Raw genomic sequence first — 22,339 nt, 5'->3', positions numbered from 1 at the left:
AACCGCATACATCAACAGCGATCAAATCTTCCGGGCGGACGGAACTGGCGTCAGGCGCGAACCATCGAGGCTAAGCCCGTCCAACTGTCCGGTCGGTTTGGTCGTGGTCAGGACGTCGGCTGCCTGGGCCGGACCGTTGCGCTTCACTCGGTGACAGCTCTCCAGGACCACCGCCGCCGGGCCGGGGTTCGTCGCGCCACCGTTCGATGGTCTGCACCATCCAGAACACGGCGAAGAACGCGGCGACGACGATCTCGAGCAGGAACAGGCTGATCCAGTCGACAAGCCACAGCAAGATGCCTACGCCGGCAGCCCCTAGCAGGATCCGCGCGAACCATGCGTAGAAATCCGTGGAGCGGGCCAGCGCGCCGGGAACGGCGTTGAGAGTCTCCTGCCGCCCCTGGTCGCGTCGAAGTGCGTTGGCCACCGCCACGACGATGATGCATGCAAGCAGACCGACGGCGGCGATGTAGTGGGCGTTGTCAATGAACCATGCCCGGGACGCCGCGAAAGCACCGGCCCAGCCGCCGTACACCACCAACGTCGCGACGAATGCCCAGCGGGGGAACTTTGCCCCAGGCGTCCTCCGGTCTTTGAGCGAGTAGAAGAGTACGGCGGCGAGGAGAGCCAGCGCGCCCACAAACAGCAGAGCGATCGTGCTGTTCTCGACGTTCGCTTTGGTGGCCTCGGCCAGCGTCCGGACCGTGGGGCAGTCCAGCTGTTCGAGCGTCGGGCTGTCCGCCTGCTCGCAGGCACGAATCGCCGTCCTGTAGTCCGCGCCGCGTGACGTGGGAACGATCGCGACCACGGCAGCGAACATGCCGCCGAGGTTGAGGAATACGTCTTCGATCTCGTTCGTCCCTTTCAGAGCGATCATGCAGGCTCCGAGGGCGATGAGGGCGCTGACGAAGATCGCCTGCGCAGGGGTGTAGTAGTAGGCACTAACGGATGCGAGGAAAGCGCCCGCTTGCAGGCTGTGGTAGACGACCGACGCTCCTAGGCCCAGCAGCAAGGCGACCATCGTCGTTCGCAGGTAGCGGTAGGACTTCACCTCGATGTCGGACATTTCGATGCTCCTCGACCGCAGTGAGCACGCCCTTGTTTACGCAGCGTGTACCGAGAAAGGTGCGCCTGGCGGGCACCGGCGTCCAGCGTGGTGTCGTCAAGCCGACAGCCCACGAATTGCGATGGGATCCAAGCGGGATGGGTGTTGCCAGCCCAGCTGGCGGTTGGTGGGTGAGTCAGGCGGCCAGTGGTCCACGCCGTCGGGCATTGCACGCCGATCCACGTCGCGGAGTTGCCGGCCGGTGGCGTCGATGAGGTGGTGAAGGTTGCCCAGATCGACGGCGAGGCGGAGTGCACTGCGTCAGCTGTCGCCGTCGAGGATCTCGCGCAGCTTGCGCGCGAAGGCCTCGGGTTGGCCGGGGTATCCGAACTCGCCACCGAGGAAGCCGCCGTGGTGGCTGGGGAACACGGTCGGCTGCTGGCCGAGCAGTTCGGCGGTGGCCACCGAGCTGCGTCCGGTGAAGATACCTGCGGACTCCTCGCCCACGGCGATCACGATGCGGGTCGGCGCCGCGGCCAGCGCGTCCAGGTCGGGCCGGTAGCTGCTGACCGCCCAGGACCTGTCGGACAGCAGCGGATCATCACGAGAGCCGTCGTCCTCGGTCGGCATCCCGAACTGGCCGGGATCCGGCGCGGGCTGGGCGAAGTAGTCCGCGGTGAACTCGCCTCGCCACGACGTCATGGCGATGAAGGCCGCCATACCGGCGTTCGACCCCCTGGCCTCGTAGGCGTCGCGAACGCCGCTGCGGGCGCGCTCGGCGGCCTCGGCATCGGGCAGCACCGGGATGAGTGGTGGCTCGTGGGCCACCAGGGTGGTCACGTCGTGGGGATAGGCCGCCACCAGGGCCAGCGCGGTCACCGCGCCGCCACTGCTGGCGAACATCTCGACCGGTCCGACATCCAGCGCCTCGATAACGGCGTAGACGTCGGTGGCCTGGACCGTGGGGTCATGGTCGATTCGGCCGTCCTTGCGGCTGCTGCGGCCAAGGCCGCGTGGGTCATAGGTGACCACGGTGCGGTCGGGGAAATACGACGCCAACGTGGCGAAGCCGCTGGCGTCCATCGGCTGGCCGATCATGAACAGCGGTGGGCGTTCGTCGGCCGTGGGTAGCGGGCCGTGCACGTCGTAGACGATGTCGGCCTCGGCGGTCTCCAGCGTGTGGGTGTTCGTCATGACAGTGTTGAACCCTCCCGTGGTGAAAACTCACCGGCCCTTGCGCCCACGCGCCGGCACCGGGCCTGGCTGAAGCCGTCACGATGGCTCGGAGCCCCCATCCCTATCCGAATCCGGCCGTACCAGGCATCGCCGACCAACCGGCGACGCAACGCCGAGCGCCCTGGAACCTTACGCCTCGGGCACCCCTCATCGGCTCTGTCAATCCCCTGGAATCGTGGAGGGTTCCGTTATGCGGCCTGGGCCTCCAGGGCGCTGGCCGTTGATCGTTCGTAGTCGATGGGGGACCGCCAGTCGCAGACGGAGTGCCGGCGGCGCTGGTTGTAGAAGTCGGTGATCCAGGTGGCGATCTTCAGTCGCGCCTCGGTGCGCGTGCGGAACATGCGGCGGTGTATGTACTCGACCTTGATGGTGGAGAAGGTGGCCTCGGCGACGGCGTTGTCGAAGCACGACCCGACCCGGCCCATCGACTGGCGCACCTTCCATCGGGCGCAGGCCCGGGCGAACTCGGCCGAGGTGTACTCGGCGGATTCAACCGGTCGTCGCAACACCTCGTCGGAGAGGTGGAGCGATGGCTTATGGGCCGGGGCAGAAGCGGGTTCGGGAGTATCGGGGTCAGATTCCTTCGCCGGGGCGGCCGACGGTGGCGTGGCGTGAGGACAGGGTCAAGTTTTGGGCTGCGATCCGATCCGGTGTGATGACCGAGGACGCGGCCGCGGTGGCGGGTGTGTCGTCGCCGGTTGGGTTCCGGTGGTTCCGGCACGCTGGCGGCGTGAATCCTGCGTTGCCGCCGACGGTGTCAGGCCGCTATCTGTCGTTCAGCGAACGAGAGGACATCGCTCTGTCGCGAGCGCAAGGCATGGGCGTTCGTGAGATCGCACGCCAGCTTGGCCGAGACCCGTCGACGATCTCGCGGGAGTTGCGGCGCAACGCCTCGACCAGGACGTACCGGTTGGACTACAAGGCTTCGACCGCGCAGTGGCATGCGGAACGTCGAGCCCGCCGGCCGAAGACCGCGAAGCTGCTGGCCAATGAGCGGCTCCGAGAGTACGTCCAGCAAAGGCTTGCGGGTGCGATCCGGACAGCGGATGGCCGACTGGTCACCGGCCCGCAGGGCCCGCAGTGGAAGGGCCGGAACAAGCCCCACCGGGCCGATCGGGCATGGACAACCGGGTGGAGCCCGGAGCAGATCTCCCGCAGGCTCAGGGCCGAGTTCTCGGAGGATGAGTCCATGCGCATCAGCCATGAGGCGATCTACCAGGCGCTCTATGTCCAGAGCCGTGGTGCCCTCAAGCGCGAACTCGTCACCTGCTTGCGGACCGGTCGCGCGCTTCGGGTTCCCCGAGCCCGCGCGAAGCAACGCGCATGGGCGCACGTCACAAGCGACACGCTGATCAGTGAACGGCCCGCTGAAGTCGCGGACCGTGCCGTCCCCGGGCACTGGGAAGGGGATCTGATCATCGGGTTGCAGCGCTCCGCGATCGGGACACTGGTCGAGCGGACGACGAGGTTCACGATGCTAGTCCACCTGCCTCGTGAGGCCGGCTGGGGTGTGATCCCGCGGACGAAGAACGGTCCTGCTCTCGCCGGCTATGGGGCGATCACGATGAGCAAAGCCCTCGCCGAGACGATCACCCAACTGCCCGAGCAGCTGCGCCGGTCGCTGACGTGGGACCGCGGCAAGGAGTTGTCTGCGCACGCACGCTTCACGGTCGAAACCGGCGTCCCGGTGTTCTTCGCCGACCCCCACAGCCCCTGGCAACGCGGCACCAACGAGAACACCAACGGGCTGCTGCGGCAGTACTTCCCGAAAGGCACCGACCTATCCAGATGGAGCGCCGACGAGATCAACGCCGTCGCCCACGCCCTCAACAGCCGACCCCGGAAAACCCTCGACTGGAAGACTCCAGCCGAAGCCCTCGACGAACACCTACGATCGCTCCAACAACCCGGTGTTGCGACCACCGGTTGAATCCGCCGAGTACACCTCGGCCGAGTTCGCCCGGGCCTGCGCCCGATGGAAGGTGCGCCAGTCGATGGGCCGGGTCGGGTCGTGCTTCGACAACGCCGTCGCCGAGGCCACCTTCTCCACCATCAAGGTCGAGTACATACACCGCCGCATGTTCCGCACGCGCACCGAGGCGCGACTGAAGATCGCCACCTGGATCACCGACTTCTACAACCAGCGCCGCCGGCACTCCGTCTGCGACTGGCGGTCCCCCATCGACTACGAACGATCAACGGCCAGCGCCCTGGAGGCCCAGGCCGCATAACGGAACCCTCCACGATTCCAGGGGATTGACAGTCTCAACGAAGTCTCGGGCGAAGAGGGTCCCGAAATGGCCAAAGATGGTCGACCGCGCGGACGATAGCGCGACCAACGCGAATTGTCGATCATGGCGAAGCCGCGCGGCCTCTGCGTGGTAAGTCACGTCGAGGAGTCCTGTTGTATCGTTCTCAGCTCGCCACAACCAGCGCCGTCGCTGCTCTGGCCCTCGCTCTGGCAGGCTGTGGCAACAGCCAGCCTCCAGCCGCTGCAGGGCCGTCGACGGTTGCGAGTGCCACCACGCCAGCCCCCCCCGTGAGCCCCAGCGAGAAGCCGGCGATGGGCGCCAAGGACGTGGTCGAGGCCCTCACCGCTGCTGGGCTTCCGCTGTCGAACATCGCCGAGCAGGATGAGGACACTGATCCCAATGACAAGCTCGGCCGCCCTGGCCAGTACACGTCCCGTGCATCAGCGGACGTGCCGGGAGGCGACAAGGACGCCGAGAAGTACGGCATCGACCGCGGCCTGGTGGTCGAGGTGTTCGCGACGGCAGGGGACGCCGATGCCCGATCGACGTTCATTCAGGACGCCCTGAAAGGCGCACAAATCCTCGGCACCGAGTACCACTATCGACCGGCGGACGGGCGGGTCCTTGTGCGGCTGACCGGGAAGGTGAAGCCGTCGCAGGCGAAGAAGTTCGAGGACGCAGTCGCGAAGTTGTGACCGCAGCCGGCGGACAGGTCCAGCCCGTCTCCCCGACGGGACCGCACCTGCTCGCCCCTCTAAAAGATCGATAGCAGCGGTAACAGACATCCCATGAGAGCTGAGGTCGAGCAGCGACGCCACCCTCCCGCCTTCGTCTCACTTGTCGTCTCGTTCGTGACCGTGCGGGGGCGACCGTAAACGAACGACTGGTCGAGTTCGCCTTGGTAGCGAACCGCCCCGGTCAAGCGCGTACGGGGACGAGCAGACTTGGAAAGCGTGCTTGGCGGAAGGGCAGTCGACAGCAACGCCGACAGCAACGGTGCCGAACGGCAGCGCACAGACGTGCGCTGGGCATGGACGAAGCCCCGAGCGTGGGGCCGTTGCTGGACGCGTGCGGATGCGACGCACAGATCTTGTAAACGAGATGTCGCGGGTCGAGCCGAGAGCCGTCCGGGGTATGGCGACGCGGATGCGACACAGGGGCCGCCAACTAAGATCCGGTAGCCACGCCGGGAGGGGTCAGATGGAGACATGGCGAGTCCTGGCGGGTGCCGCCCTATGCCTGGCTATGAGCCTCGTAGGTGTCGGCCTGGCCACCAACTTTCGCGGCATGACGGAGTGGCACGTACGGCGGTCGATGTCCACCGCGAGCGGGCTACGGCAAGTTCCGCACGAGGAGCGTATAGCGCGCTTCATCCTGCTGGAACGGGTGATGGGCGTAGCCTTCGCTGTGGTCGGCCTTATGTGCCTGGTTGTTCTCGTCTACAACATCTTGGCCGGTTGGCCGATGCGGTTGGTGAAGTAGGCAGCCTTGATGTCAGCCGCCGGCCAGTCGATCGGCACTCCGTCTCGTGTTCGCTTTCGTCATGACCACATGGCATGGATTCGGCGCAGCCGAGCGCGAGTAGCGGCGAAGAGGCCGGTCCGGATCACGTTAAGCTTCCCCGTGGTCGATGGGCACGTGTCCCGCGCCATGTGCCAGCGATGATCGCAGAGGAGTCGGGGATCTGCCGAGCAGCCAAGTAAGCAGCCAAACCGGCGAGCAAGAGCGGACGTTCGCGGACGCCGACGCCACGTCGAGCACGAGCATCAGGCGGTGGACCAGCGCCCGGGGACCGACTCGTAATGCGTAGGTCGTGGTCGACCGCAGCGGCGGCAGCAACCGAGAGTCGTTGCGCCAGGTAAGACGGGGCCTCAGCCGTCACGACAGCCCCGCGGCGACAGTCATCGCCCGGTGTGCGTCTCTTAATCCGGTGGCGTGCTTCAGAGAAGGAGTTGCTGGTAGCCGTGTGCGCCCGTCCCGAGCCCGCGCAGCAGTCGGCGGACAAGCCGATGGGTCACGGCACCGGGCTGGGCGAGCAGTTCCGAGGTGACCACCTCTGTGGACTCGAGGTAGCGCTCGGCGCTGTAGGGAACGTAGCCGCCCCCAAACCTGTTGAGGGCAGCGCTGGTCATCTTGCCAGTGAGGTTTGTGAGACCCAGGGCGAACATCCACCGGCCGCTGTAGCCGTGCTCTCGCCCAATCTGGCCGGCTAATTCCACGATTCCCCGAGTGAACAGCGCCGCTACCGAATCGAGCACGAACTGTTGGTCTTGTCCCCTGGAAAAGTCGGAGCCGCGGCCGCAGAACAAGATCAACCGCCCATCGTCACCGATCTCCAGGTCGACGATGTTCTCCTCCTTCACGTCGGCGTCAGGATTCCGGCCGCCCGCCGAACATTCTGTAGGACCGGAATCCCCAGCCGGCGGCACGTGGTTCCTCAGATTCCAGGTAACCCCAGTGCGGGGAGGCAGGCGTACCGAGTTTGTGGTTCAGGCCGCGAACCATATCGCCCAGCGCTCGGTTTTCGATTGCTTCGGCAAGCAAATCCGGTGGCGTAGCCAGGGGTCGCGCTACTACATAAATGTGGCTAAGTTTGCGGAGTTGCGGTGGCACGGGGTCCCGTGCGATCTCCTGCTCGATGAGCTGTTCGGCGCTGAGCTGTCGCATGGTCCGTACGGCATGCAGACGGGCCACCTCTGGGTCAGTCAACTTGCGGCGCGTCGTGTCGCCTCGGCCGTAGTAGCGACCGTCGACCATGTGTGGCGATGCAGGGCTGGGCGGAATCTCCACAAGTAGGAGGCCACGGCTCCGGTCGTTGGGGTCGATCGGCAAGGGGTGGCACGCCACGTAGAGGGGTGGGTCGCAGCGTGAGCGGGCGATTTCGTCGATCCGTTCGGCCTGCCCGGCGAGGTCGATGGGGGCCAACGAGAGAGTCTGGGATGCTTTGTCCTCGCTCACTCCGTAGATCAGCGCCCCGCCGTCATTGGCGTACGACGCAAGGTCGCAGGCGATCTCCTTGTTGTGTGAGGAACCGCCGAGCGTGAGCTTGACGTCGAGCCAGTGTCGCTCGGTCAACGTGCCGTTGTCGATCGCTGCCTGGACGTCGGCGGCAGTGCGTGGCTGCCAGCGTGGCAGTTGGGGGCCGAGGTACAACGGCAGCGGCAGGGTGGTCATCGGTTCTGTCACGGAGTAGATGGTGAACCACAGGTACGACGGAAGGTTCGCGCCCAAACATCCGACAACTACTCGGGGAGCAGCACCGCGTCATCGTAGGTCGGCGGCCCCCCTCGCCCATGGCATCGGCCTGTCGGCAAGCTTTGGTGCCCCTCGACAGCTTGCGCCGGCATCTCCCCGACGGGGGTCACCCTCCCGAGCAGGGAGCCGGCAGCGGACGCGACCTGATATCAGTTGTTGACATCAACGGTGGCGACCGAGGCTGGACGAGTGCGGATGGATCTCGCCTCGGCCCCGCACCCCGTGGACGTCAGCGGACGCTACGACTCTTGCCGAAAGCGCCTTACAAGCGAGTGGTCGTCCGTCGTGAGCTGACTCGTGACTAGACCACGGCGCGCTCGCACGGTGGGTGGGGCATGGCAAGCGGTCCTTGAGAGGCAGCCGATTGGCAACGCCAACGCGCTGCTCACCGGTCGTAGGCCAATCCCGATCGCTTCCGAGGCAAGCGGAAGTGGAGAGTGGACGCCAGTGCGAACGTGAAGTGCGGTCTGGGCAAGAAACCCGTCCAGTTGACCGACCCCGGATGTCACCGACGGCCGCTACGGTGATCATCCCGCTGTCAACTATTGAGGACCTGCAAGGAGCTTCTGCCGTGGAGGCATCCGAGAACGAGCTCTCAGTACCGGTCGACTATGTGCCCGGCGCGCGCGGCCACGGGGTTCTTGCCGTCGGTCCGGATAGCGGCGGCGGCGACGCCTTGGCCGTGTGGCGCCTCAGCCCGACCGGTCGCGCCGGTGGGGCGTGGGTGGTGCGCTTCGACGAAATCGAACGGGACCCCGAGCAGCTGCGCCGCATCATGTCGATGTTGCAGGACCGATGCCTGGTCGACTGGGACAGAGACATCCCTATCGGCGTCCTGGCCAGGATCGCCGAGGTCGTGCCGGCCGATCAGCTCACCGCCCTCCAGGGCAACATCCTCACCATCCCCGAGCTGCTGGCCGAGATCAGCGAACACAGGTCCACCTACACCGCGGCGGTCGAGCAGCACAGGGCGAGCACCAGGTCGAAGCTCGCTCCGCTTGCGTGGCCCACCGAGATGCCAGACCAGCAGGACCTCGCCGCCTGGGCCGCACGGGCTGATTGCACGGCTGCCTCACCGGTCGCGGCGACGGCTCTGGCGCTGACCGCCGCCATTGCCAGTACCGCCCAGCTTTGGCAGGCCACCGAGCAGGCGCGTTACCGCCGGGTCTACCTGCGCTCGCTGGGTGACCCGCAGCCGCTGCCGCCGCGGTGGTTGGCGAGACTGCGCGAGGCCGTCGCCAGCACCTCGTTGGTCTCGGCGTAGGGGAGCGACGTGTACGCAGTCATCGACCTCGAAACCACCGGCCTTCGCACCAGCTGGCACGACAAGATCGTCGAAGTGGCCGTTGTCCACGTCGACAAGAACGGTCGGATCACCGACGAGTGGTGCAGCCTGGTCAACCCGGAACGGGACCTCGGGCCACAAGCCATCCACGGCATCTCTGCTGCGGAGGCACGGCGGGCACCCCGCTTCGAGCAGGTTGCTGGCCACCTCGCCGGCAGGCTGCGCGGCCGGGTCCTAGTCGCCCACAACCTGACCTTCGACGCGCCGTTCCTGCACGCCGAGTACCAGCGCGCGGGGATCCAAGCACCGATCGACCAGGCCGCTGGTCTCTGCACGATGCGGCTGGCCTCGCACTTCCTGCCCTCGGCTGGTCGCAGCCTGCACGACTGCTGTCGTGCGGCTGGGCTGCCGCCGTTCCAGGCGCACTCAGCGCTGCATGACGCCCGCGCCGCCGCCCAACTCCTCGCTTACTACCTCACAGCAGCTGGCAGCCCGCCCCCGTGGGCAGCTGTAGTAACGGCGGCTGCGGGACTTACATGGCCGTCGTTTGCCGCTCATCCGGTGGTGGCAGTTCAACGGCGCGCCGCAGGCCAGCGGGAACAGCACTTCCTGGCCCGACTGGTCGACCGGCTGCCCCGGCTGCACGAGCCGCAGGGCGACGCCTACCTGGACCTGCTCGACCAGGCGCTCCTTGACCGGCACATCTCTGCCACGGAGGCCGACGCGCTCGTTGCCACAGCGGAGACCTTCGGGCTCGCCCGCGTTGACGTCGAGCACCTGCACCGGACCTACCTGGCGAGCCTGGCTGAGATCGCGCTTGAAGACGGCATCCTGACGCCCGATGAGCGCCACGACCTGGACGAGGTGGCCGGGTTGCTCGGCCTCCAACAATCCGACGTCGACCAAGCTTTGGCCGCCGCAGCTACAAGCATCCCGCAGCAGCGCCGGCCCGACACGTGGCGGCTTCAACCCGGGGACACAGTCGTCTTCACTGGCGCCATGGAGCCTCCGCGGTGGGAGTGGGAAGAGCAAGCCAGAGCTGCCGGCCTCCAAGTGGGCAACACCGTCACGAAGAAGACGCGGCTCCTAGTCGCGGCAGACCCAGACACGATGTCAGGCAAGGCAAAGAAGGCCCACCAGTACGCCATCCCGATCGTCCATCCCACCGCCTACCAGAAACTACTGGCCGGACTCACCGCTGCCGTCTTCTAGTTACCCAGACCAGGAGAGGCAGCCACGAGGCAGCGCGAAGGCCAAGAACGGGCGGTAGGAGACCGTACCGGGCGGCACCGAAGCCTTGCTCTGCGGCCTAAGACGGCATCCGAAGGCATCAAACGCAGCTCCGTGCCCGCGTTCACACCGAAGCGTCCGGGGGGTTTCGCGCCCCGTCACCCCCCGCTTTCCGAACTCGCGCAGGCGCTGCTCACGCGGTTGCGAAGATCCGGTAGACATGTGGCGTGGCTATCAATGAGTGGTGGCATGGCGAACCAGCCGAGCGTTACTGGATGGAGATCACCGATCGCACGGACCTGGGTGCCGACCTCCATGCTCCCCAAGTCGACGATGCTGGACGCGAATACTGGTCATACGCCCTGGTGACCGCTGTTCAGCCCGGAGACATTGTCCTCCACTGGCACAAGTCTCTCCTTGGCACGCCGGGTGTCGTAGCCTACTCAACCGCCGCCGAGGGACCGACCGCCGACGAGATCCTCTGGGCCTCACAGGGCACCTACGGCCGAACCCGTCCTCTCGCCGGCCCAGAACCATCGTGGCGCTACGCCCTAACCGGCTACACCCCACTGGCACGCCCAGTTACCCAGGATGCCTTTCGAAAGGCGGAGCCTAAGCTCCGCAAGATCAAAAAGCACTTGGAGGAAAGACATGCGGGAAGCCTGTACTTTCCCTTTGCCTTCTCCGACAAGCGCCCGGTTCGGGCGGCGCAGGGCTACCTAGTAAAGCTGCCGGCTGCAGTCATCTCGGCGGTCCCCGAACTGAAGCAGATCCCTCTGACAAGGCGGCGGGTCCCGACTCAACGGTCGAGCTCGTCCGACCTCGCGGCCGTCGCCCGGAAGCGACGAGGAGCGGGATACCTACGCGACGAGGTGGTCCGGCTGGCGCTTGAACGGCATGCTGTCGACTGGGTGCTAGAGCACTACAGCAACCACGGCTATGACGTGAAGGACGTGGGCAGCACGGAGTCGTACGACGTGCTGGCCCTATCCGGGCGGCGTGAGCTTCACATCGAGGTCAAGGGATCCTCAGGTGATGCTGACACGGTCGAGCTCACGGCCAACGAAGTAGAACATGCTTCCGTGGCGAGTACACACCTCGTAGTGGTGGACCTCATCGATTGGCGACGGTTGCCGGACGGCACCGTCGAGACCTCAGGCGGGCGCGTGCGGGTCTGGGAGAAGTGGACACCGGCGAAGATGTCGTTGAAGCCGTCGCGATTCCGGTATCGCCTACCGGCCGGAAGCGATCACCTCTACAGCTCGACCGACACATGAACCTGCGGCACGTGCTTGACGCGTGGGGACCGCTCGGGGGCCACACGGCATCAGCGCGGTCGCACTGACGTCGGTGTGTCCGACATCTGACCTTGTCACCTTTCGTCTCGCCGGGCACCGTGACCTTGTGAACCCACAGGACGCGGAGCCCCGTGAGGCGAGAAGCGCAGAGGATGGCCAAGAACTTCTTCTTCGGTGGCGCGTCGGCATACGCACGCTGCATATCGGCCACAACCTCGCTGGAGAAGCGTTCGACAAGTGGGCCCGCGTGACGGGGGTGGCCTCAGCCGTTATCGGCTCTATCGTCGGTACCGCCATCTTTGCGTCGTTGGCAGCTTCTACGCGTGTTGAGATCCGGATCGCCACTGGCGTTGCGAGTCTTGTTGCGGCCGGCTTAAGTACTGCCCAGCTGATATGGAACTATCCCCAGCTGGCTCAGCGGCACAAGTGCGCTGCAGTGAAGTACGGGACGCTACGTCGGAGAACTGAGGAGATCCTCGCGGGCCCGCCAGCTTCGTCCGCAACGCTACAAGACGTATCTCGAATCTGGGAACAGGTCGAGGACATTGCGCCGCCGCTCCCGGAACGCTTCCGGCGCCGTGCCCGGTACATGATGGATGTGGCAGACCGAAAGATGATCGGACCTCAACCGGCGGCGAAGACGGGACCACCGAACAACCGGCCAGCTAACCTCCCGAAGCCCTGACCCTTAGCCGGCCGACACACGAGTTGCCCGGGCGGAGATCCGGCCCGCAACCAAGCCGTGGCCGTCCATGAGGTTGGGGACCAGATGGGGACCACACGGCGTGCACGATGCCGAACCCAGCACAGCAGCCGGCACGTAGTTCAAGGAAGTCGATTCGGGTTGACGTGCGGCAGCGCCCGACGCAACGTCCTGGGGGTCAAAGGGGCCATCGGCTTGCCAGTCGGGACGACGTCGAGTGCTTGGAGCGGCAGCTGCCGCGGACTCGACCGCTGTCATGCGACAGAGGCAGCCAGGAAGCAGCGAGAGGGCCGGCGGCGGGCGGTAGAAGACGACACAAGACAGCAACGAAGCCTTGCTCATCGGCGCAAGACGGCATCGGATGACATGCAACGATGCGTCGTGCCTGCGTTCGCACCGAAGCGTCTGGGTTAGTCGAAGCAAGAATTACGGCCATTGCTCAAGCGCCCGGTCGCCTCTCGGCCTTATCGGGGCCGCCGATGAACCAGCAACAAACTGTTTTGTCCGGAGAAGCACGGGTTGGCTCACCGGCCATCATCCGCCCCGCCGGCATGGCGTACCGTCGCTGTCACCCCTGGCTCGGCCGCAGCATTGGCGGATAGAGGATTTGAGCAGGGCCGCGCCGAAACAACTCGGCTGGTCGGCCAGGCTGTTTCGTCCGTTTCCTGCCGGTGTCTACGAGGAAGCCCTCCGTGCCTCTTACCTTCCGATGGAAGTTCTGAGGATTGAGTCCGATTCCCCAAACCGCCTCGTAGACCTGCCGGAGCTCGCCGATCGTGAACTCCTTCGGACAGAAGGCTGCTGCGATAGTGGTGTACTCCAACAACCTGCGGGCATGCTCAAGCGTCTGCAACAGGATCTGCTCATGGTCAAAGGCGAGGCGAGTGCCGAGTGACTCCTCGATTTCGACCCAGTCCGCACGCGACGCGTCCGTGCCACCCGTGACTTCTGGCAGGTTCGGGGCGATCGCGAGGAAGACCGTTGTCACGATCCGTCCTCGAGGATCGCGGTCGGGCATTGAGTACGTGTGCACCTGCTGCAGCGGGAGTTTCGAACTGTCTAACCCAGACTCTTCTGCGAGTTCCCGCCTTGCCGTGTCCTCCAAGGATTCCCCCGGCCGGACAAAGCCACCAGGGAGCGCCAGCATCCCGCGGTACGGCTCCTTCCCGCGAACGACCAGCAGGACGTTAAGACGCTGCTCACGGATCGTAAGGATGACTAGGTCCGCAGTCGGCAGCGCCGCGACCCGTGGACGTCTAACGGTCTGGACCCTCAGGCCACCTTCGACGACAGCAGCTACCAGATCCCGAGGGTTCAGTACCGTTCCGGCAGGCACCTGAATCGGCAGGTCCATTGGCCTCTCGGCGAAGTAGACCGCCATGCCGCGCTCGTGGACTCGCCCTAACTCATACGCCGTGGTGCGGCCAATGTATCCGCCGGGATTTACCACGTACACAAAGTCCGAGGAGAAGATCTTCTCGAAGGTCGCGGCTTGGATGTGGTGGTCCAAGGACAACGGCTGGTCGGACTCGAAGCGGACGAAGTTTCGCCCCGGATTCGTAATCCGTGAAATCGGCGGCGACTTCACCGTGACACCGGCGGCGGTGAAGATCTCGGCGGCTGCCACGACCTCGGCATAGTGCTGCCGGAAGCTACCCACGAGCGACACCGACGGCGGAATCACGAGCCCACCTCACGCTTGTGGTGCGACTCAGTAGGGGCCGACGTAGACTCTCGGAGCCGGCGCACGAGTTCGGCCGCTGCGAGGCTCGTCCCGGTAACCACCGCGGTGATCACTGCGGGGTCGTACCGCTTGAGGACCATCAGTACCGCGAGCCCGAAGACGATCGCGATCGCGACCAGGCCGACTGCGCTCGGGCCGATCCACTGCTTTGCTCTCATGCGCAAGATGGTGGCATCTCAAACATGCGAAGCGCCGATCCGCATATCGCCGGCGTGACGAAAACCGGTCCTGTTTTCGCAGGTCGAAGGGCACTCGAAGCCATAGCGTCAGCCTGACGCAAAGCCGGGCTCGCGTTGCGGCGCCGGGAGCGTCAACCTGCAGCGGTTGAGGGAGATGTGGCCATTGGCCGCCATAGTTGCGACCGGGCCGGTCGCAGTGTGGCTGAGGTCCCGCTGCCCACGACGGGGATTGGGCGGCGGTGGCAGCAACCGGGGCCGATGCGCCGTCCGGCCAGCACGACCGCTAAGCCACCTGACCAGGTCCAAGCCAGGCAAGGGCGAACGAGAGCATGACCGCCAGCCGGTCGTCCTCATCGACAGATCCGGTGAGCGCCGGTGTAGCAGCGTCTGTAGCAACCGTGACGGACAACGACGCACGATCACGTGCTTGTGGCGCGCCGAAGCGAGGCGGGCTGGGCGCAGGTGGATGCGGACTGCGGGTTGCCCAGAACGGGTCTGTTGCATTGCCCGTGCCCAGGGATCGAGGCAGGTTTGACGGGTGCAGCTGTCGAGTCCTGGTCGTCCCTGGTCGCCGCCGAAGTCGGCGTTCACCGGGTTCCGGTTTCCCGCAGAGGTGATCGTCGTCGCGGTGCGCTGGTACCTGCGTTACAACCTGTCCTACCGGGACGTGGAGGAACTCCTGGCTGAGCGCGGTGTCGAGGTCGACCACGTCGCCGTGTTCCGGTGGGTGCAACGGTTCACCCCATTGCTGGCCGACGCGGCCCGGTTCGCTCGCCACTCGCCCGGTGACCGGTGGTTCGTCGACGAGACGTACGTGAAGGTCAACGGGGTTTGGCGGTACGTCTACCGGGCGGTCGACCAGCACGGGCAGGTCATCGACGTGCTCGTCTCGGCCCGCCGTGATGCCGCCGCGGCCCGGCGGTTCTTCCAGCGTGCATTGCGGATGCTGAAGGTGACGCCCAGCGAGGTGGTCACCGACGCCGCCCCGGTCTACCCAGCGGTGCTCGACGCCCTGATCCCCTCGGCCTGGCACCATGTCGAGCGGCACGCGAACAATCCGATCGAGGCCGATCACAGCCAGCTCAAGCACCGGTTACGACCGATGCGTGGGCTCCGGACCGACCCAACGGCACAGGTGATCATCGCCGGACACGCGTTCATGCAGAATGTCCGCCGCGGACACTACGAACTCGGGCTCGACAGTCAGCCCAAGCTCCGAGTCGTTTCGGCGTTCAGTGAACTCGCCCGGGTGATCTGACCGCGGACCCGACCCGGGCGTGCCGCGTCTCCCGATCAGATAATGCAACGGCACCAGGCCCTCCTCTTCTCCTCGTCCGGTCGAGGTCGGCCGGAGACGCAGCGCGAGGCGCGCCAGCCTCTCGGCTCCGACGGGGGACAATCCGGCAAGAACCGAACCAGCATTACGGACCAGCAGTACCGTCGCACCCGTACCGGATTTTCAGCGCCGGTCACATGATCATGTTGACTCGGGATCCATCTTGTGAGCGCACGCCGGAGGGGCGAGGGAATGGACAAGTTCGGGACGGTCTCAGCGGACGGGGCGGATCCCGTTCCCGACGAACTGAGGAGCTTGTTCAACAAGCCGGACAACGTACGGGTCCAGATGCTCCCGAATGAGCTGCCAGACTGGGGATCGTTGGCGGTGCATTTCGGCGCCGGAGCGAGGACCGTGCCGCACCTGCACCGCAACGGTCAGCACCTGATCGTCACCGACGGCGTCGGCGTGGTCGCCGACGAGCAAGGCGTGCATGTGGTCCGAGCGGGGGACGTCATCAGCAACCCACCTGGGACGTGGCACTGGCACGGTGCGACTCCGAGCACAGCGATGACTCATGTCACCGTCGAGACTCCCGGTGACTTCGACCTCGACGTGGAACGTCGGGACTGGGAAGAGAACTACTCTCCTGATCTCGGCAAGTGACCAGACGTCGTCCACATGCGCCAGCTTGATCGGCCCGAATCCCCAACTTCGGTCGCGCCGTCTCCAGTTCGCGTGCATCCGTTTGCTTCCCCGTGACTGCCCGGGCACGGGCTCGGTGGCGCACCAACCATCCGCCTGACTGGTGCGGTCGCCTAGGTCAGACCTATCGACGGACGGATCATGGCGGTCGAGGCCGCGGCCGAGGGACTGTTACCCGACGTCGTCAGGGTGCCGCAAACGGGCATGCATGTCGGCGCAAGCGACGTCCCGGCACCCGCCGTGGAACACCTCTACGGCCGGGTCGGTGAGTTGGCCGGCGAGGTGGTGTACCAGTACCGCGGGATGTCGTCCGTCGGCGGCGAGCTGATACCCGACCCGCACGCCGGTCCCGCACGCTGACCTCTTCGTCCCGAACTGTCGGCGGCTTGATCCGATTAGGTTCCGCGCGACGTCATCCGGCCCGTTGGGACCGCTCAGGCCTGGTTCGGCGTGGTCCGTTGCTGTACTTGGCTGCTGTGCTCATCTAGCCGACCCGGTATCGCAGGTAGACCGCGCCGTTGCCGAACCGGCGCTCGTCCAGCAGTTCCAGCTCAAGGTGGAGACCAGCGGGTAACGCGCGCGTCCCACCGCCCACCACGACGGGATTGAGGAAGAGGTGGCACTCGTCCACCAGGCCGGCCGCGAGCGCGTGCGCCGCGAGCCCCGGACCCCCGACGGTGACGTCCCGCCCCGCGGTTTTTTCAGCCGGCGGACTGCGTCCGGGTCGAACTCCCGCTCGAGCCGGGTCCGCGCGCTGGAAACCGCGTCCAGCGTCGACGAGTAGACGACCTTGTCGGCCGCCTGCCAGATCCGCGCGTAGTCACGCACGACGGCCGGCTGGTCGTGGCCGGTGAAGGCGGTCTCCCAGTAGACCATCGTCTCGTACATCCGGCGCCCGTAAAGGTAGGTGCCGACCGGCCGTTCCTTGTCGTTGACGAAGGCGTGCACCTCCTCGTCGGGCGCCGCCCAGTCGAAGTCGCCGTTGCCGTCAGCGGTGAAGCCGTCGAGCGAGGCGATCGCCGAGTAGATGAGGTTGGCCATTGCGCAATCGTGCCACTGCCCACCGCGTTCAACTACTACAAGCGCGACCAGACCGGGACGGCCGCTACCAAACCCGGGGCGGTTGATTCGCTGCCGTACCGGCCCTGATCGCGGCGACAGCGATCCCGGTCAGGGCCGCTGACCTGCGGAGGAGTGGGCCGCCAGGGACTCGAACCCTGAACCCCTCTGGCTTGGCGTTGATCATCCCAGACCGGGCGGATCGGCGTGCTGAGCTGGGCGATGCCTCTCGTTGCCTTAGCTTGTTCTTTAACCTCCGGTGTCCGGGCGGGGGGGGTCTCGAGGGCATCGAGGAGTTCCTCGAGACGCAATACGTGGGCATCGCGCCCTGAGCGGGGCGGCCAAGACCTTCGCGCAGGCGTTGATGTCCGCCGAGGCGGACGCGATCTGCGGCGCGGCGTACGGGCAGCGCAGCGACGAGCGGGTCAACTCCCGCAACGGCTGCCGGGCGAGGGAGTGGGACACCCGGCCGGCACGATCGACGCACAGGTCAGGCGGCATGTTCGTACTGGTGGAGGATGCCGCCGAGCCGATCACGTCGGCGTATGTCGAGATGGGGGATCTTGTGTGGATCGGCGATCGGCGCGGGTAGCGAGCGGAGCGGATGTGCGTTCGCAATGCCCTGGTGGGGGCGGTGCCCATTGTAGAACTGTTCGAACTCGTGCAGGGCGTGGAGCAGGTGGCGCTGATTCCAGATCACGCGGCGAACCGTCTTGCACAGATCAGTCTGCCCTTTGCGATCAGCACCGTTGCGGCTCCGCTGGGGGTTTTGGGGATCTTTTGGGGAATGCCCTCCTGCTTTCGGGCGCAGTCGTCATCGTCGCCAAGGCAGCCCGTTAACAAATGGCCAGCGTCGACGGCCTCAGTGCATCGCGTTCCAGAGCCCACACCGGTGAGCACGGCTGAAGTCGGTCGGGACAATGCCTCCTGGGTCTGCGGCCAACGAAAGTAGCCGTCCATTGCCTCCATACGCACGCCAGGTGGGCAGGCCCGCCCCATTGGGGTCGCCGGTGGCGGCGAAGTTGGTCCAGTAGGTGATCATCTGATGGGAGAGTTGCTGTTCTTGCGGGTTCAGCGACGGCGCCCCGCCGGGTCCGTTGAACGCCCCGTCGAACAGGTACGTGCACGCGACCCGCCGGCACCACGAGCCGGTGCGGCAGATCGTCGGGGACTTCCTCGGCATCGATGCGTTGACCACGGGGGCACCCGTCGGGTAGCGAGGTCCACCCGACGGAAGCGGGCGGCGGGGTCGGTGGCCCGCCGCCCGCTCGGGCACCACCGACGCCCTGATCGGCGTGGTCGGCGCTGATCGGTCGCGGCGACGCGTAAGGGCGGGGCCGGGCGGGCACGATCTCCGGCCGGATGATCAACGGAAGGTCAGATACGACCCGCCCCGCTCGAACTCGCGAGCCTGCCAAGTCGCTCGGCGGTAACCGAGGAAGACGCGGCGGTATAGGTGATCAGCGAGTATTCGGGTTCACCGGAGATCACCAGGCGCTCGTACCAGAGCTCGAGATCTCCGGCGAGGGGGTGATGGATTCGCTTGGCGCCGTGGAGTTTCTCTCGGACGCCATAGTCCGCCCAGGCCGCGCGGAACTCGGCGCTCTTGATGCAGAGCTCTCCGATCAGCGAGGTCAGGCCAGGATCGTTCGGGTATCGGCCGGCCAGCAGGCGCAGGTGTGCGACGACGATGTCGGCGTCGGCATGCCAGTCGGGGAAGAAGGTGCGCGCGTGAGGATCAAGGAAGAAATACCGAGCGCGGTCGCGTGAGGCGGGTTCGTCCGTCAGTTCGAACAACGCCTTCCCTAATGCGTTTGCGGTCACGATGAACATCCGGTGGTCGACGACGATCGCGGGCGTGTTCGGCATGCTCTCGAGAAGCAAGCGGATGCCGGCTCGTACCGGGTGACGCTGCGCCACGCCCGCTTTTCGGGACGGCCGAGCGAGGTCGTACAAGTGCGCCCGTTCGTCGGCACTCAGACGAAGCGCCCGACCCACGGCGTCGAGAACCGATTCAGACACATACTGACTGCGTCCTTGTTCGACCCGGACGTAATAGTCGGTGCTTACGCCCGAGAGCAGGGCGACTTCCTCGCGTCGCAAGCCGGGGACGCGTCGCCGGCCATGAGTGACCAGACCGACGTCCTCGGGGGATATCCGGGCACGGCACGACCGGAGGAACTCTCCGATCGCCGACCTGCCCATGCGTTCAAGCATAGGTCGGGCGCCAGGCCGAGCCTGGTTCTGTCAGACCCAGGTTGGCTGGTCAGGCACAACTTAGGGTGGAAACATGACACACACAGTGATCGAGCAAGTACGCCTTGGCGGCGAAGGGCCGCTGGTCGGAATACAGGGATTCGGCGCGATGGGCATCGGAACGTCGTATTACGGGCAAACCGATGAGGCCGAGGCCCGCGCCACCCTGGACCGCGCACTTGAGTTGGGGATCACTCTCTTCGACACCGCAAACGCCTATGGTGGCGGTGCCAACGAGGAGTTCCTCGGCCCTTTCGTTGCCGCGAATCGCGAACGCGTCGTGATCGCGACGAAATTCGGTCTGGGTTCCGAGCGGCTACCCGCGGGCCATATCGACAACAGCCCCGCCTACATCCGTGCGGCGATCGATGACAGCCTGCGCCGCCTGCGCATCGAGCAGGTCGACCTCTACTACATGCACCGTCGTGACGAGCAGATCCCGATCGAAGACACGGTGGGCGTCATGGCGGATCTCGTCGCCGCAGGCAAGGTCGCACACCTCGGGCTAAGTGAGGTCACCGCTGATGAGCTCCGAGCGGCAGCGTCCGTGCATCGCATCGCCGCTGTGGAGTCGGAATGGTCCCTCTTCAGCCGCGACATCGAGAATCGAGTGGTGCCAGCCGCGGCGGAGCTCGGCGTCGCGCTCGTGCCCTACTCCCCTCTGGGGCGAGGGATCCTCACCGGTGCGCTCGCCGCCGCGACCACGCTGGATGCGGACGACGTGCGCCGCAACCTGCCCCGCTTCGCCGGGAACAACGACGACGCGAACCGTCGACTCCTCGATCCGTTGCGGACGATCGCGACATCACGGCAGGCCACGTTGGCGCAGATCGCGCTCGCCTGGCTCCACGCACAGGCCGACGTGTTTGGGCTTCCGGTGGTTCCCATCCCGGGGACTCGCAGCCGCACGCGGCTGGAAGAGAACACCGGAGCGACACGCATCCACCTCACCCCAGACGAACTCGACCAGCTTGACCGCATCGCCGATCAGGTCGTCGGCGATCGCTACGCGGACATGAAATTCGCATCCGGAGGCCGCGAGTAAGGAACCAACCGTGCAATGTTGGAGAGCGTCCGGGAGCTTGGTGCGGTGAGGATGTCACGGACCGGTGACGTCGGCGTGTGATGGCGGTGGATGAGGCGAACTCCTGATAGATCGATGGATGTCTAAGTCGGTGATCACCAGGAGTTCGCTGTGTCATTGTCACCCGTGGTCGCGATATGGGACTTACCAGCATCCAAATACTTGGGCGAGGATCATGGTGATATCGGGAAGCCCCGATGCGAAGGTCATCACGACGGGCCGGGGGTCCGCGCGGGGCGACCGCGCGGGGGGCACCGGAACCTTGCCTGCGTTTGGACACCGCCTCGTTGCTGACAAGGACGACGAGGAACGCGGTGAGCAGGCCGAGAGCGACCAGGCCGGGCAGGAACCGGCCGGCGGGAAGTAACAGCAGCACCGCACCGGGGGCGAGGAGTTGTCCCGGTGGCACGGATCGGATGCTGAGGCTTAGAAACGTTGCCCTGCCCGCGAGGTACAGGGCGGTCCCGCCGAACAGTGCGACGGCCGGGGTCCAGTCCAGGCGCAAGTCGGCGGTGTCGTGGGACTGATCGTGTGCCAAGCGGGCGAGCACCTGCTCGACCCCCAGTGCCAGGTAGATGGTCCCGGCGATCAGCGGGAAATGGGCAACACTGTAGGCGTTGGCGGCCAGCCGGCCGCGTCGTAGGCCGGACTCCATCCTCAGCGCCTCTCCGGCGGTCGCCGCGTTCTCGGAGTACAGCCGGTACAGGCATACCGTGACGGCGAGAGTGAGTAGCGCGGCGAGCAAGATCGGTCGACGGATCATCTCAGCCCCGACCCCGGCGCCGACCGAGACCAGGGATTCGCCGAGCGCGATGATCAACACGAGGCTGTGCCGCTCCATGAAGTGGCCCGGGCTGCGTACCGGCCACCCGCTCAGAATGGAGGCGACCACCCCGCCGGCTAAGTCGACGGCGAGCGCTGCTGTCCAGAACAGGATCTGCGCGGCGCCGCCGAATACGGCACCGAGGACGAGTGGAATCCAGGACAGCGCGGTGGAGAGGGCGTAGAGGCGAATGGTCCTGCGCGTCCGTCGGTCGCCCGCCGCCGCCCAGTAGTAAAGGGCCAGATGAATCACCCTCACCACGATGTAGGCCAGCACCAGGATCAGCCGCGGTTCCGACGTTCCCGAACCGGATCCCCAGACGTTGGGGATGACAAGAGCGGCGAGGAAGACGGCCGCCATGGCGACAGTGGTACCGGCACGCATCGGCCCGACATCAGTTCGGGCATAGTTTCCCAGCCAGGAGTAGACCAACCAGGAGATCCATAACAGCAGGAGGACGAGGAATCCCTGTGCCAGGGTCACCGGCGCAGGCCGCGCGCTCATGAACGCGGTGACCCTGATGAGAGCGAAGACGAACACCAGATCGAAGAAGATCTCGAACAAAGTCGTTCGATGTGTCTCTTCGGTCACCACCGGCCGCGACCGGAAGATCTGCCCCATCACCTCATCTTCATCGTTCGCCGCGCCGCGCTTGCGGCAATTCACGTAACCTTGAGCTGATGTTCTCCGGGTTGGATGAGTTGTCGGCTCCGCGTGAAACCGGCTCTGACACACATTTTGTGCGTGGTCATGGCTCGCGTTGGGCGGCAGGCCCGGTGCCCGGCTCGCGCAACGGATGGCGGTGCCGGTCTCCTGGATGACGTTGATCCGCATCATCCGCCGCCTACCAGACTCACCGCCGGTCGCACCAACGGTCCTCGGGGTGGAGGGCCCTGCCCCCTGATCTTG

21 protein-coding genes and 2 pseudogenes are annotated in these 22,339 nt (G+C 65.9%); 12 read left to right on the top strand and 11 right to left on the bottom strand.

Annotated features, from left to right (window positions below; all coding sequences use genetic code 11):
- Positions 1-70 precede the first annotated feature (70 nt).
- The 3 genes from GA0070613_RS30955 to GA0070613_RS30945 all read right to left on the bottom strand — a co-directional run bounded on the left by GA0070613_RS30955 (position 71) and on the right by GA0070613_RS30945 (position 2,790).
- Entirely contained in the window at positions 71-1,066 is a 996-nt protein-coding gene (locus GA0070613_RS30955; protein WP_089015508.1) for a hypothetical protein, read from the bottom strand.
- 300 nt (positions 1,067-1,366) lie between these two features.
- Positions 1,367-2,239: an alpha/beta fold hydrolase gene (locus tag GA0070613_RS30950; protein WP_089015507.1), complete on the bottom strand. Its 873-nt coding sequence runs from the start codon at positions 2,237-2,239 to the stop codon at positions 1,367-1,369.
- A gap of 230 nt (positions 2,240-2,469) precedes the next feature.
- Positions 2,470-2,790 (bottom strand): integrase core domain-containing protein, encoded by a 321-nt coding sequence (locus GA0070613_RS30945; protein ID WP_089015506.1) that lies wholly within the window; start codon positions 2,788-2,790, stop codon positions 2,470-2,472.
- 20 nt (positions 2,791-2,810) lie between these two features.
- On the opposite strand from GA0070613_RS30945, the gene GA0070613_RS30940 reads away from it, so the two are divergent.
- The 3 genes from GA0070613_RS30940 to GA0070613_RS30930 all read left to right on the top strand — a co-directional run bounded on the left by GA0070613_RS30940 (position 2,811) and on the right by GA0070613_RS30930 (position 5,228).
- Positions 2,811-4,211 (top strand): IS30 family transposase, encoded by a 1,401-nt coding sequence (locus GA0070613_RS30940; RefSeq protein ID WP_089014945.1) that lies wholly within the window; start codon positions 2,811-2,813, stop codon positions 4,209-4,211.
- Positions 4,192-4,512 (top strand): integrase core domain-containing protein, encoded by a 321-nt coding sequence (locus tag GA0070613_RS30935; RefSeq protein WP_089015505.1) that lies wholly within the window; start codon positions 4,192-4,194, stop codon positions 4,510-4,512. The genes GA0070613_RS30940 and GA0070613_RS30935 overlap by 20 nt, the downstream gene beginning before the upstream one ends.
- 332 nt (positions 4,513-4,844) lie before the next feature.
- The gene (locus tag GA0070613_RS30930; RefSeq protein ID WP_146228237.1) at positions 4,845-5,228 is read left to right on the top strand and encodes a hypothetical protein; all 384 of its coding nucleotides are present in this window, start codon (positions 4,845-4,847) and stop codon (positions 5,226-5,228) included.
- Between the two features lie 1,245 nt (positions 5,229-6,473).
- Here the strand turns inward: GA0070613_RS30930 and GA0070613_RS30920 are convergent.
- Both GA0070613_RS30920 and GA0070613_RS30915 read right to left on the bottom strand, forming a co-directional pair.
- The gene (locus GA0070613_RS30920) at positions 6,474-6,896 is read right to left on the bottom strand and encodes a hypothetical protein (RefSeq protein ID WP_089015502.1); all 423 of its coding nucleotides are present in this window, start codon (positions 6,894-6,896) and stop codon (positions 6,474-6,476) included.
- 7 nt (positions 6,897-6,903) lie between these two features.
- Positions 6,904-7,719 carry an AlbA family DNA-binding domain-containing protein gene (locus tag GA0070613_RS30915; protein WP_157746606.1) on the bottom strand — a complete coding sequence of 272 codons (816 nt, stop codon included), beginning with the start codon at positions 7,717-7,719 and terminating at the stop codon, positions 6,904-6,906.
- 640 nt (positions 7,720-8,359) lie between these two features.
- Between GA0070613_RS30915 and GA0070613_RS30910 the strand changes: the two genes are divergently transcribed.
- From GA0070613_RS30910 to GA0070613_RS30895, 4 genes are all read left to right on the top strand, one after another.
- Positions 8,360-9,052 carry a DUF6218 family protein gene (locus GA0070613_RS30910; protein ID WP_089015500.1) on the top strand — a complete coding sequence of 231 codons (693 nt, stop codon included), beginning with the start codon at positions 8,360-8,362 and terminating at the stop codon, positions 9,050-9,052.
- Positions 9,053-9,061: 9 nt separating this feature from the next.
- On the top strand, positions 9,062-10,285 hold the full coding sequence (locus tag GA0070613_RS30905) for an exonuclease domain-containing protein (RefSeq protein ID WP_089015499.1): 1,224 nt from the start codon (positions 9,062-9,064) through the stop codon (positions 10,283-10,285).
- A gap of 293 nt (positions 10,286-10,578) precedes the next feature.
- A complete protein-coding gene (locus tag GA0070613_RS30900) occupies positions 10,579-11,580 on the top strand; it encodes a protein NO VEIN domain-containing protein (protein ID WP_089015498.1) in 1,002 nt (333 codons plus the stop codon).
- A 127-nt stretch (positions 11,581-11,707) separates the two neighbouring features.
- Entirely contained in the window at positions 11,708-12,286 is a 579-nt protein-coding gene (locus GA0070613_RS30895) for an SLATT domain-containing protein (protein ID WP_157746605.1), read from the top strand.
- Positions 12,287-12,872: 586 nt separating this feature from the next.
- Here GA0070613_RS30895 and GA0070613_RS34245 read toward each other — a convergent pair.
- Positions 12,873-13,988, bottom strand: a complete 1,116-nt coding sequence (locus GA0070613_RS34245) for an NUDIX hydrolase (protein WP_331716710.1) — start codon at positions 13,986-13,988, stop codon at positions 12,873-12,875.
- On the bottom strand, positions 13,985-14,206 hold the full coding sequence (locus GA0070613_RS30885) for a hypothetical protein (RefSeq protein ID WP_089015497.1): 222 nt from the start codon (positions 14,204-14,206) through the stop codon (positions 13,985-13,987). The genes GA0070613_RS34245 and GA0070613_RS30885 overlap by 4 nt, the downstream gene beginning before the upstream one ends.
- Before the next feature lie 565 nt (positions 14,207-14,771).
- On the opposite strand from GA0070613_RS30885, the gene GA0070613_RS30880 reads away from it, so the two are divergent.
- The 3 genes from GA0070613_RS30880 to GA0070613_RS30870 all read left to right on the top strand — a co-directional run bounded on the left by GA0070613_RS30880 (position 14,772) and on the right by GA0070613_RS30870 (position 16,568).
- Positions 14,772-15,485 (top strand): IS6 family transposase, encoded by a 714-nt coding sequence (locus GA0070613_RS30880; protein WP_089016301.1) that lies wholly within the window; start codon positions 14,772-14,774, stop codon positions 15,483-15,485.
- A 270-nt stretch (positions 15,486-15,755) separates the two neighbouring features.
- Positions 15,756-16,169: a cupin domain-containing protein gene (locus GA0070613_RS30875; RefSeq protein WP_197699018.1), complete on the top strand. Its 414-nt coding sequence runs from the start codon at positions 15,756-15,758 to the stop codon at positions 16,167-16,169.
- Positions 16,170-16,349: 180 nt separating this feature from the next.
- Positions 16,350-16,568, top strand: a complete 219-nt coding sequence (locus GA0070613_RS30870) for a hypothetical protein (RefSeq protein ID WP_089015496.1) — start codon at positions 16,350-16,352, stop codon at positions 16,566-16,568.
- A gap of 124 nt (positions 16,569-16,692) precedes the next feature.
- Here the strand turns inward: GA0070613_RS30870 and GA0070613_RS30865 are convergent.
- Positions 16,693-17,249 (bottom strand): annotated as a pseudogene (locus GA0070613_RS30865) (dihydrofolate reductase family protein).
- Between the two features lie 355 nt (positions 17,250-17,604).
- Between GA0070613_RS30865 and GA0070613_RS32560 the strand changes: the two are divergent.
- Positions 17,605-17,736, top strand: a pseudogene (locus GA0070613_RS32560) (transposase); the annotation flags it as partial.
- Positions 17,737-18,129: 393 nt separating this feature from the next.
- Here GA0070613_RS32560 and GA0070613_RS32555 read toward each other — a convergent pair.
- Complete coding sequence (locus GA0070613_RS32555) at positions 18,130-18,465, bottom strand: carboxylesterase family protein (protein ID WP_231929594.1); 336 nt, start codon at positions 18,463-18,465, stop codon at positions 18,130-18,132.
- A gap of 179 nt (positions 18,466-18,644) precedes the next feature.
- On the bottom strand, positions 18,645-19,472 hold the full coding sequence (locus GA0070613_RS30850) for a helix-turn-helix transcriptional regulator (protein WP_231929593.1): 828 nt from the start codon (positions 19,470-19,472) through the stop codon (positions 18,645-18,647).
- Between the two features lie 85 nt (positions 19,473-19,557).
- On the opposite strand from GA0070613_RS30850, the gene GA0070613_RS30845 reads away from it, so the two are divergent.
- Entirely contained in the window at positions 19,558-20,568 is a 1,011-nt protein-coding gene (locus GA0070613_RS30845) for an aldo/keto reductase (protein WP_089015492.1), read from the top strand.
- Here the strand turns inward: GA0070613_RS30845 and GA0070613_RS30840 are convergent.
- A complete protein-coding gene (locus tag GA0070613_RS30840; RefSeq protein ID WP_157746604.1) occupies positions 20,471-22,264 on the bottom strand; it encodes a low temperature requirement protein A in 1,794 nt (597 codons plus the stop codon). The two genes, GA0070613_RS30845 and GA0070613_RS30840, sit on opposite strands and share 98 nt — an antisense overlap.
- Between the last annotated feature and the right edge of the window lie 75 nt (positions 22,265-22,339).

This window comes from Micromonospora inositola (assembly GCF_900090285.1).
Taxonomy (GTDB): domain Bacteria; phylum Actinomycetota; class Actinomycetes; order Mycobacteriales; family Micromonosporaceae; genus Micromonospora; species Micromonospora inositola.
The sequence above is the reverse complement of the archived record's forward strand: the minus strand, read 5'-3'. Positions and strand labels throughout refer to the sequence as shown.

Bases quoted from the DNA above. Each gene is read 5' to 3' on its own strand.
- GA0070613_RS30955 (WP_089015508.1), bottom strand. From the start codon at position 1,066: ATGTCCGACATCGAGGTGAAGTCCTACCGCTACCTGCGAACGACGATG.
- GA0070613_RS30950 (WP_089015507.1), bottom strand. From the start codon at position 2,239: ATGACGAACACCCACACGCTGGAGACCGCCGAGGCCGACATCGTCTAC.
- GA0070613_RS30940 (WP_089014945.1), top strand. From the start codon at position 2,811: ATGGCTTATGGGCCGGGGCAGAAGCGGGTTCGGGAGTATCGGGGTCAG.
- GA0070613_RS30930 (WP_146228237.1), top strand. From the start codon at position 4,845: ATGGGCGCCAAGGACGTGGTCGAGGCCCTCACCGCTGCTGGGCTTCCG.
- GA0070613_RS30900 (WP_089015498.1), top strand. From the start codon at position 10,579: ATGGAGATCACCGATCGCACGGACCTGGGTGCCGACCTCCATGCTCCC.
- GA0070613_RS30885 (WP_089015497.1), bottom strand. From the start codon at position 14,206: ATGAGAGCAAAGCAGTGGATCGGCCCGAGCGCAGTCGGCCTGGTCGCG.
- GA0070613_RS30875 (WP_197699018.1), top strand. From the start codon at position 15,756: ATGGACAAGTTCGGGACGGTCTCAGCGGACGGGGCGGATCCCGTTCCC.
- GA0070613_RS30870 (WP_089015496.1), top strand. From the start codon at position 16,350: ATGGCGGTCGAGGCCGCGGCCGAGGGACTGTTACCCGACGTCGTCAGG.
- GA0070613_RS30850 (WP_231929593.1), bottom strand. From the start codon at position 19,472: ATGGGCAGGTCGGCGATCGGAGAGTTCCTCCGGTCGTGCCGTGCCCGG.
- GA0070613_RS30845 (WP_089015492.1), top strand. From the start codon at position 19,558: ATGACACACACAGTGATCGAGCAAGTACGCCTTGGCGGCGAAGGGCCG.
- GA0070613_RS30840 (WP_157746604.1), bottom strand. From the start codon at position 22,264: ATGCGGATCAACGTCATCCAGGAGACCGGCACCGCCATCCGTTGCGCG.